Origin of the sequence: Spirillospora sp. NPDC046719, from assembly GCF_040645715.1 — a bacterium.
Taxonomy (GTDB): Bacteria; Actinomycetota; Actinomycetes; order Streptosporangiales; family Streptosporangiaceae; genus Spirillospora.
On the sequence record NZ_JBEYYT010000394.1, the window covers coordinates 1 to 8,846 of the forward strand.

The window sequence follows — 8,846 nt, forward strand, 5'->3', positions numbered from 1 at the left end:
GCGTTTCGCGCGGAGCGCCAGCGGAGCGGGAAACGCCCCGTCCGTCGTGACGGGGGTTCCAGGGGGTCGCCCCCCTGGGAAATCACGCCCAGAAGTGCACGGCCCAGTACACGACGGCGGCGACGATCGCGGCGGCGGGGAGGGTGAGGACCCAGGCCATGACGATGTTGCCGGCCATGCCCCAGCGGACGGCGGACAGCCGTTTGGTGGCCCCCGCCCCCATGATCGCCGAGGTGATCGTGTGCGTGGTGGAGATTGGAGCGTGCCAGAAGTAGGCGGTGACGTACAGGACGATCGAAGCGGTCGCTTCCGCGGCGAAGCCCTTCGGCGGGTCGACCTCGATCACCTTGCGGCCCAGCGTCCGCATGATCCGCCAGCCGCCCGCGTAGGTGCCGAGCGACAGCGCGCCCGCGCAGGCCACGATCACCCACAGCGGCACCGAGTTCCCGCTCGCGTGCCCGGTGGTGACCAGCGCGAGCACGATGACGCCCATCGTCTTCTGCGCGTCCTGCAGGCCGTGGCCGAGGGCGAGCGAGGCCGCCGACAGCGTCTGCGCGATGCGGAACCGGCGCACCACCCGGCTGGGCTGCGCCCGCCGGAAGATCCACAGGATCGCGACCATCACCAGGTAGGCCAGGACGAACCCGACGACCGGCGACACCACCATCGGCACGACGACCTTGTCGACCACGCTGTGCCAGTTCACGTACGACGACGAGGCGAGCCCCGCCCCGACGACGCCGCCGATCAGCGCGTGCGAGGACGAGGAGGGCAGCCCGAAGTACCAGGTGATCAGGTTCCAGGTGATCGCGCCGAGCACGCCGGCGGCGATGACGGTGAGGCCGTGCAGGCCGGTCGGCGGGGTGATGACCTCGCTGATGGTCTTGGCGACCTCGACGCCGAGCAGCGCGCCCAGCATGTTCATCACCGCGGCCATGCCGAGCGCCACCCGGGGCGTCAGCGCCCGCGTGGACACCGCCGTGGCGATCGCGTTCGCGGCGTCGTGGAATCCGTTGGTGTAGTCGAACACCAGCGACACCACGACGACCAGGACGAGCACGGCCATCTGCGCGTCGGACCGCAGCCCGAGCGCGCCCGCCACCATCACCAGGAGGATCCCGGCGAGGAGCAGCAGCCAGGCCCGTCCGGAGACGCGGCGGGTCGCCTGCTCGCCGATCGACCCGTCGGTGTCCGCCGACGGCTCCCGGACGATGGTCGAGCCCGGCTCCGGGTCCGCGCTCATGATTCCTTGACCGCGATGGTCTCGACCGTGTTCGCGACGTGCTCGAACGCGTCCGCGGCCTCTTCGAGGCGGTCGATGACCTGCTTGAGCTTCAGCACGGTCAGGGTGTCGTACTCGCCGCTGAACAGCTGCGCCAGCAGCTTGCGGTACACCTGGTCGCCCTGGTTCTCGAGCCGGTTGATCTCGATCCAGTACTCGTTGAGCTCCTTCATGGAGCGCAGCCGGGGCATGGCCTCCGCGGTCAGCTCGGCGGCCCGCTCCAGCACCTCCACCATGTGCACGATCCCCTTGGGGAACTCTTCGATCTTGTAGAGGACGACGAGGTCGGCTGCCTCCTCCATCTCGTCCATCACGTCGTCGATCGTCGAGGCCAGCCGGTAGATGTCCTCGCGGTCGAACGGGGTGATGAACGTTTCGTTCAGCCGTCGCATGATCGCGTGAGTGCATTCGTCGCCCGCGTGCTCGCAGGCGCGCATCTTCTCCGCGATCGCTGCCCGGTCGGCGCCGTCGCTGATGAGCTCCACGAGCAGCCTGGCGCCGGTGACCAGGTTGTTCGCCGAGTCGGCGAACATGTCGTAGAAGCTGTCCTCACGCGGCGTGAGACGCAAGCGCACGTCGTTCTCCTGATGTGCCGGAACAGTCCGCAGAGGATCGTAGGCGCTACCGGCCGTAAAAAGAACCTTTGCCCCAGCTTCGGCCGGTGTCACCCATCCTCTCACCTACAAGATTGCCCTAGATCACCAGGTACATACCCCTGCGGTTGCCCCAATCGGGCCCGCTGCGCATAGGCTCAGGGCCGGACCAACGGCCGTACGGAGAGTGACGACGCGCGTGAGTGAGATTCGTTACAGCGTCCCGGCGATCAGCTGCGGGCACTGCGTGACCGCGATCAGCGGGGAGGTCGGGCGGGTGCCCGGCGTGAGCGAGGTGGCGGTGGACGTGGACGCCAAGCTCGTCACCGTCCGTGGCGACGGCCTGGACGACGCGGCGCTGCGCGCGGCGATCGACGAGGCGGGGTACGACGTCGCGGTCTGACCTGGGCGGCCGGTTCCGGACCTGCGCTTTCGGCGAATACGGTCGGCCCGTCTCGGCCGCCGTCCGCGGACCGTCGCGGCGGCCTCCGGAGCACGGACCTGGCCCGGTGCGCGGAACCGCCCTGGAAACGCGGACCGGGGACGTCCGGCGCGGACGTCCCCGGGCGGATCGGGCCTCGGCTACTCCTGCGGCGTCAGCTCGCGACGACCGGCCTCGCCGGAACGCACCCCGAGCACCATGTCGATTTCCGCGATGGTGAGCGGCCGCTCCGCCGCCGCCACCGCGCTGAGCATCTCGGCATAGAGTTCGATCTCGTCCAACGCAACGCGGTCGTGGACGCGCAGATCGAGGTTCTGCTGGCGCACCGCGTCCACCTCCGTTCGTTCCCCACACCCGAGTTCGAGGCTACGCGTCCCGCCCCGACGGGCACATGACCCAAGAGGGCCATTCGAGGGCCACCCACATCCGTGGTCTTCCCGGGTCAGGTGAGCATGATGCGCCCGATCACCCGGGAGGGGCCCCGAGAGGAGTCCGTCAAGGGCTCCTGTCGGACGCCGTCAGCCGCCCCGGTGGAAGTCGCCGAGCATCTGCTCCAGCGCCGACTCCGGCAGGTCGCGGGCGGTGAGCCGGGCCACCGTCGCCGCGTTGACGTCGGCGCCCGCGAGGCGCGCCGCCTGCCGCGCGACCGTCTGCTCGAACAGCGCCCGGACGGTCCTGGCGTAGGCGAACGACGGGTCCTGCCGCAGCCGCTCGAAGCGGGTGAGCAGCTCGACGCGCAGCTCCTCGTCCAGCATGTACAGGTCGCGCTCGGCGTACTTCTGGAAGAGCTGGACCATCTCCCGGTCGCTGATCCCGTGGAACTCGACGATCCGCGCGAACTCGGCGCGGAACGCGGGATTGCCCGCGAGGAACCCCTCCATCTCCGCCGCGGGGCTGGAGCAGACCACCATGAACCGGCCGCCGCGCTCGCGCATGCCGCGCAGCAGCTCGTTCACCACCGCCGGGCTGCGGTCCAGCAGGTACGCCTCCTGGATCAGCAGCACGCCGCCGAGGGCCTGCTCGATCATGCCGGCGACCCGGCTCTCGGTGTCCGGCTGGTCGCGCCCCGCCAGATGCACCGGGCGGCACGCCACCACGTGCCCCGACTCCAGCAGCCCGAGCGCGGCGTAGATCCCGCCGGCGAGCCCCGCCACCGTCGTCTTGCCCGTCCCCGGCGGCCCGACGAACACCAGGTGGTGGGCGTCGCGGTCCGCCACGCCGTACCGGACCCGGTCCGCCGTCTGCTCGGCCTCGTCCGCCAGCTCCCGGACGACCGCCTTGACGTCGTCCAGCCCGGTGAGCCCGTCCAGCCGGCGCAGGTAGCCGTCGATGTCGCCGGGCGGCCGCAGCGCCGGCTCGATGCCCTCCGCGACGCCGTGCAGGTCGTCCGGCGTCAGGACGAGCCGGTCGTGCGACGCGCCGGCCCGCGCCATGTTCCGCTGGCTCGCCTGGTCCAGGTACGCCTCGACGAGCCGCGCGTTCACCAGGTCGCCGGGGCCGCGGAGCCGTTCGAGGTCCTCCTTCGCGACCTCCAGCGCCGACGCCCCGATCGTGACGCGCCGCTCGTCCGCCAGCAGGTGCAGCAGCGTCATCCGGTCGTCGAGCCCGCTGAAGTCGGGCAGCCGGTACACCCGGAACGCCTGGACCAGCTTCGGGTGCTCCCTCAGCAGCCGCTTGTACGCGCGCGGCTCGCACGTCGCGATCAGCGGCGTCGTGTTCACCGGGTCGCGGCGCGCCCGCCGCACCGCGCCGGTGACCGCGACCGGGTCCTGCGCGGCGCCGATCGCCACGTCCAGCCGCTCGAAGAGGATCGCCGGGCCCGGCTGCCGCAGGATCCGCTCCATGGCGTCCACCGGCGCGTCGCGGACGTCGTCGGCGTCGTGCGCGCGGATCGCGCCGTCGCCGAGGCCCGCGTCCGCCAGCGTCAGCGCGATCAGCCGCGCCAGCCTGCGCTGCCCGGTGTGCGGGCCGCCGACCAGCAGCACCCCCGGCACGCCGGCCGGCGCCGGGCCCGGCCGGCCGTCCACCCGGGTCACCTCGGCGTCCTCCCCGGCCGCCGCGTTCCACTCCTCGACCTGCGCGCGCAGCTCGTCCAGCAGCTCGCCCGCGTCGTGCTCGCCGGACACGAACCCGATCCCGAACCGTTCGAGCGTCCGGCGGCGGCCGAGGTCCTGCGGCGGCGGGATCTCGTGGACGGGCCGCTCGGGCGACGGCGTGTCGTCGAGGAAGTCGAAGTCGCCGACCATGGTCTCGGACATGACCCGCGTCCCAGGGCCAGGCGGCGGGCCCTGCGCGGGGCCGTCCTCCAGGTCCTCCGGGCCGAGGATGCGCGTGCCGGGCGGCTGCGCGTTCCGCGGGGGCGCGTTCTGCGGAAGCGGCGGCACCGGGGGACCCTGCTTGGACGCCGCGCCGTCCTCGAACCGCGTCGCGTACGCGCCGGCGGCCGGCTGCGACGGCGCGCCCGCGTCCTCGGCGCGCGTCGCGTACGGGTCGAACGCGGCCGGCTGCTCCCCCGGCTGCGCTCCCCGCGGCCCCGAAGCCGCCGGAGGCCCCTGCGGGTTCTGCGGGCTCTGCGGGCTCTGCGCGGCCGGAGGCCCCTGCGGGCTCTGCACGGCGGGAGGGCCCTGCGGGTTCTGTGCAACCGGGGGCACGCCGGCGCCGGGAGGCAGGCCCTGAGCGGGAGGCCCGGCACCGGCCGGCTGGTAACCGAGCTGCGTGTACGGCGGCACGATCGGCTCGTCGTGCTTCTCCTCGGTTGGTGAGAAACCGCCGAGCGGCTGCTCCGCCGGCCCCTGCCCCCGGTCGGGCGCCGTGCCCTCCTGGTCCGCGAAGGGCGGCTGCCCGGCCCCCGGATACGGCGCCCCGCCCGCAGGCGGCTGCGCCTGACCGGCGTCGAAGCCCGGATGGCCGGGCCGTCCCGGGTCGGGCGGCCCGAGCGGCGGCGCGCCCGGCATCCCGAAGGCGGCCTGCCCCTGATCGCTCAGCACGGGCTTGGGCGCGGCCTGCTGGAAACCGAGCTCGGTGTACGGCGGCGCCACGCTCCCGCCGGCGTCCTCCTCGGCGGGCGAGAACCCGCCCATCGCCGGATCCGGCGAAGCGAACCCGGCCGCCGGCTGCGGCCGCCCCGCCGGGCCGGGCGCGTTCTCCCACCCCGGCTGGGCCGGCGGCTGGACGAACGGCTGCGCGGGCCCCTGCGGCTCCGCCGGCTTCGGCGGCGCCCCCGGCGCCACGCCCGGCTGGCTCTGCATGCCGAACGGCGGCGACGGCGACACGCTCGGCGACGGGCTCGGCGGCGGCGTCTGCGTCGGCGCGGCGGCCGTGGCGCGCGCCCGGCCGCGCCCGATGATCCCCGCGATGATCGCGGTCGGCACCGGGAAGCCGCGGGGCCGCGCCGGCATCCCGCCGAGCCGGCACCACGCGAGGTCCAGCTCGTACATCGCGGCGAGCAGCGTCTCGGCGCCCTCGCCGGAGCCCGCCGCCCGCAGCGGTTCCGGCAGCCGCAGGTCGGCCGGCCACAGCCGGCGCAGCGGATGCCCCTTCTGCTCCGCCACCGCCTGCACCGTGTACCGGATCTCCGGGTCCAGCCACGGGACGATCGAGCTCGCAACGTCCTTGCGGACGACGTCCAGGTCGGCGGCCAGCAGCGCGGCGGCGACCATCCGCGGCTCGGTGTACGCCGGGTCGGCCGGGTCGCCCGGCAGGTCGCCGATGGCCTCGCTCAGCGTGTAGAACGCGTGCCGGAAGTTGTCGCCCGGCGAGCTCTCGTTCCGCAGCGCGGGCACGAGGTGCGGCGGGCACCGGGTCAGCCACTGCTGGACGATCGCCTGGTCCCCGTACGGGAGCGCCCCGTAGTCGACCGTCGGGTTGCTCAGCGTCGTCCCGAGGATCGCCAGCAGCGCGTCCGCCCGGGTCTGGAACCGCACGTCGTCGCGCAGCGCGCTCGCGACCGCCCACATCGTCCGCAGGACGACGACCGCCGCGTCCACGCGGCTGGCGCGCAGCCGCTCGGAGTACAGCCCTACCAGCGTCTCCAGCGCGGGCGGGGTCATCCAGCGCGGGCCGTCCACGTCCGGCAGCGGCTTGGCCCGGTACGGCTTCCACAGGTCCAGCATCTGCGCGTCCAGCCGGGCGTCGAACACCGGCGCGGTCGCGCACCACATCATCACGCCCCACGCGACCGCCACCGTGGACGGCGTCTCCTGCGTGAACTGCGACCACCAGTGCGGGTACTCCGGCGCGGACAGCGCCGCCGCGGACTCCACGGTCGCGCGGACCCGCGCCGTCAGCTCGCCGGCGAAGCCGTGGCCGACGAACGGCAGCGACGCGGGCGGGTCGTAGGAGAAGTCGGGCCCGGCCGGGATCACGTGCGGCGGCAGCTGCGGGACCTGCATCCCGCCCTGCTGCGCGGGCCGCGCCGCCATCCGCACGGCGGGCGTCCGCGGCGGCGGGCACAGGTACCACTGGCCGTCCGACGGGTGCAGCCGGTACCACCGGGCCCACGCGCCGAACAGCCACCACGTCCCGTCCGGCAGGACGAGCATGCGGCCGGCGATGGCGTGATGGCGCTGCTGAGGAGGCGCCGACGGCCACCATTGGGCGGCCACCATCGCCCTCGTGTCGCGCTCGGCCTCCGCGAACGGATCCTGCCCCATCCGGGGGTTGGGCGGCGGAGCACTGCCATAGCCCGGTCCCCACACCACGTGGGTCATGGTAGTCAGACGGAACGCCCCAGATTTCCCCCCCGAGCCGCCCGCCGCGAATACCCGCAGGTCAGCGCCTACCGTCCCGCGCAAACCCGTCGATCTGCCCGTCCGCCGGGGCGGCCGAGCGGGAGTCAGCGCCAGGTGGCGCGGCCGTGGCGCTCGGCCTTCTGCATGTAGACGTCGGGCGTGTGCTGGAGGACGAGGCGGTCGCCGTCGTTCAGCTCCCGGACGATCTTGCCGGGCGTGCCCGCCACCAGGACGCCCGAGGGGATCTGCTTGCCGGGCGGCACCAGCGCGCCGGCGGCGATGAGCGTGCCCGCCCCGATCCGGGCGCCGTTCAGCACGATGGCGCCGATGCCGATCAGCGAGCCGGTCTCGACGTGCGCGCCGTGCACCATGGCCTTGTGCCCGAGGCTGACCCGGTCCTCCAGGACGGCGGGCATGCCCGGGTCGGCGTGCAGGCAGCTGAGGTCCTGGATGTTGCACTCGTCGCCGACGACGATCTCCTCGTCGTCGCCGCGGAGCACCGAGCCGTACCAGACGCTGGACGCCCGGCCGAGCGTCACGCGTCCGACGACCACCGCTCCGGGCGCCACCCACGCCTCGGCGTGGATCTTCGGCTCGTCCTCGCCCAGCGACCCCACATAGCTCATGCGCCCGATGCTAGGCCGTGCCCGGATCCGTCCGGGGGCCGGGGAGGCGGGGCCCGAGGGAGGCGGGGTCGGGCGAGGGAGGCGGGGTCGGGCGAGGGAGGCCGACCGGGTGGGGGCGATTCGGTGGATGTCGCGCGACACGGCGGCGCAGGTGAGGGCGTTTTTTCGGGAAATTGGGTAGTTTGTCGCCTCCAGCCAGATGAAGAAACGGCAGCGAGAAGGGCGTTCCGGTTGCGCGAGCGGGGCGGATCGCACGAGAGTCGATGCTGACGTTTCTGCTGTGGGCCCGCTGACCGGCGGGTGAGGATTCGCAAACCGACCCTGACGGGGTGATACCCCCGCCAACGACCCCCCAAGGCATCATGAGCAACGAAGCCGAAATCCTGCCGAACCTCCTTCAAGACGAGTCCTTCGAGATCGTCATGCGCGGCTACAACCGCCGCCAGGTCGACGACTACATCGCCCGCGCCCAGCAAAAGCACCGCGAGCTGGAGGCCCGGCTCGCGCGCGCCCAGGACGACGCCGAGCGCGTCCGCCGGGAGATGGCCGAGGTGCGCGAGGCCCGCAAGCCCACCGGCGACGACCTGAGCGACCGGCTGCGCCAGATCATCAACCTCGCCGAGGACGAGGCGCAGGACAAGGTCGCCGAGGCCGAGGCCAAGGGCGCCGAGATCCGCAAGGACGCCGAGCAGGAGTCCAAGCGCATCATCGACGAGGCCCGCGCGCACGCCGACAAGAACCTCTCCCAGGCCCAGGAGAAGGCCGACCACATGCTGGCCGCCGCCAAGAAGGAGTCCGACAGCGTGCTGTCGGCCGCCAAGCAGGAGGCGGAGCAGACGGTGACGAGCGCGCGGCTGGAGGCCGAGCGCACGCTCACCGCGTCCGAGCGCCGCGCCAGCGTGATCAACGAGGGCGCCACCCAGCGGCTCACCTCGCTGACCAAGAACCACACGCAGGCGCTGCAGCGGCTCACCGAGATCAGCGAGACCCTGCACCGGCTGCTGACCGCCGAGAACGAGGCGGGCCCGCTGGAGAAGATGGTCGAGGACGCCGTCCGGCAGACGCCGCCGCGCAAGCAGCCGGCCGCCGCCCCCGCCCAGCCGGCTCCCGCGCAGCCCGCCCCCGCCGCCGCGGCCGGCCCCAAGCCGCCCGCCCCGTCCACCGCGACCGGGC

General features: G+C 73.5%; 7 protein-coding genes. 2 read left to right on the forward strand and 5 right to left on the reverse strand.

All coding sequences use genetic code 11. The annotated features are described in order from the left end of the window. Positions 1-82: 82 nt before the first annotated feature. Positions 83-1,243, reverse strand: a complete 1,161-nt coding sequence (locus ABZ914_RS40430; RefSeq protein ID WP_463043088.1) for an inorganic phosphate transporter — start codon at positions 1,241-1,243, stop codon at positions 83-85. Beyond that, on the reverse strand, positions 1,240-1,857 hold the full coding sequence (locus ABZ914_RS40435) for a DUF47 domain-containing protein (RefSeq protein ID WP_500199876.1): 618 nt from the start codon (positions 1,855-1,857) through the stop codon (positions 1,240-1,242). The genes ABZ914_RS40430 and ABZ914_RS40435 overlap by 4 nt, the downstream gene beginning before the upstream one ends. A gap of 217 nt (positions 1,858-2,074) precedes the next feature. Here ABZ914_RS40435 and ABZ914_RS40440 point away from each other — a divergent pair, with 217 nt between their 5' ends. Continuing rightward, positions 2,075-2,278, forward strand: coding sequence for a heavy-metal-associated domain-containing protein (locus ABZ914_RS40440; RefSeq protein ID WP_500199877.1), 204 nt, complete (start codon positions 2,075-2,077; stop codon positions 2,276-2,278). Positions 2,279-2,457: 179 nt separating this feature from the next. On the opposite strand, the gene ABZ914_RS40445 is transcribed toward ABZ914_RS40440, so the two are convergent. The 3 genes from ABZ914_RS40445 to ABZ914_RS40455 all read right to left on the reverse strand — a co-directional run bounded on the left by ABZ914_RS40445 (position 2,458) and on the right by ABZ914_RS40455 (position 7,673). Further along, a complete protein-coding gene (locus tag ABZ914_RS40445; protein ID WP_194736913.1) occupies positions 2,458-2,652 on the reverse strand; it encodes a hypothetical protein in 195 nt (64 codons plus the stop codon). Positions 2,653-2,835: 183 nt separating this feature from the next. After that, the gene (locus ABZ914_RS40450) at positions 2,836-7,017 is read right to left on the reverse strand and encodes a hypothetical protein (RefSeq protein ID WP_500199879.1); all 4,182 of its coding nucleotides are present in this window, start codon (positions 7,015-7,017) and stop codon (positions 2,836-2,838) included. A 134-nt stretch (positions 7,018-7,151) separates the two neighbouring features. Beyond that, positions 7,152-7,673, reverse strand: coding sequence for a gamma carbonic anhydrase family protein (locus ABZ914_RS40455; protein ID WP_387031663.1), 522 nt, complete (start codon positions 7,671-7,673; stop codon positions 7,152-7,154). A gap of 362 nt (positions 7,674-8,035) precedes the next feature. Here ABZ914_RS40455 and ABZ914_RS40460 point away from each other — a divergent pair. Further along, a partial coding sequence (locus tag ABZ914_RS40460; protein ID WP_500199881.1) for a DivIVA domain-containing protein occupies positions 8,036-8,846 on the forward strand: 811 nt, incomplete at its 3' end.